1 protein-coding gene is annotated in these 1,037 nt (G+C 61.9%); it reads right to left on the bottom strand.

All coding sequences use genetic code 11. The annotated features are described in order from the left end of the window. Window positions 1-206: 206 nt before the first annotated feature. Window positions 207-905, bottom strand: a complete 699-nt coding sequence (locus AC1DT3_RS22385; RefSeq protein WP_477467369.1) for a TetR/AcrR family transcriptional regulator — start codon at window positions 903-905, stop codon at window positions 207-209. Window positions 906-1,037 lie beyond the last annotated feature (132 nt).

Here is a 1,037-nt window from a genome sequence, read left to right as displayed (position 1 = left end):
GGACAACATCCATTCGTTCGCGGACCTGGACATCCAGCCCATCGTCGGCGCCAGCATCATTCATTTCGATGCCGCCAACGACATCACGGTCAATGTGGCGAACCTATCGGCGAGCGACTTCTGGTTCGCCTAGGGCGACAGCGCGTCACAAACCCATTCCGGGGCCCTGAACATGGCGCCGGAATGGCGACCCGGCTGGCCCACGATCAGGCGCGGCTCGCCGTGGGAAGGGCACTATCGGGCCGACCATAGGCGCGCAGGAACGTGCGCACCGCATTGGTGGCCGCTCGGACGATCTCAGGCTCGGTCGGCGTTTCACCCAGCATGTGCATCGTCTGCAGGTCCGCGTTGATGAGCGCGAGAAACTGACGTGCTGCCACGTCCGGATCGTCGACGTTCAGGAAGCCTCCATGCGCGAGACGCGCGATACGGGCCGCCAACGCCGACCAAGTCTTGGCCGGGCCCTGCTGGCGCCAGTCGGAGAACAACTCCGGGTACCGCTCGCCCTCCGCATGAATGAGCTTGCGCAGGAATTTTCCGTCGCGGTTGCAGATGCAGTTCTGATTCAAACGCACCGCGAAGGCGATGAGCTCGGCCTCGATATCGGCTGGCTGATCGGGAAACGTGGCGAGGGTTGCGAAAACACCTGCATTCGTCCGCTCCGTGATGTCGCGCACGACCGCAAGGAACAGACTCTCCTTGTCGCCATGATGATTGTAGACAGTCTGTCGGGACACACCGGCTTCCGCCGCGATCAGGTCGATGTTGGCGCCCGACAAACCTTCGCGGCAGAACACCGAGGCTGCGGCCTCAAGGATCGACTCGCGCTTCGCCATCTGGCCACGGGGCGAATGGGCCAACTGACCGCGCGGGGCAGCAGCGTCACGATAATTGTGCACTTTCATCATAAATCTATATAGGCGCGATTGACGAATTGGACAACCATGTCTAAAAATGTTGACAACACGAGCGGGAGACGACCGCGTTGTCGGGCGCAGCATCGTCCGAGCGTCCTCCGGTATCCAGGTGACCCTGCC

Source organism: Microvirga sp. P4_G7 (genome assembly GCF_056401005.1).
This window is presented reverse-complemented; position numbering and strand designations above follow the sequence as displayed.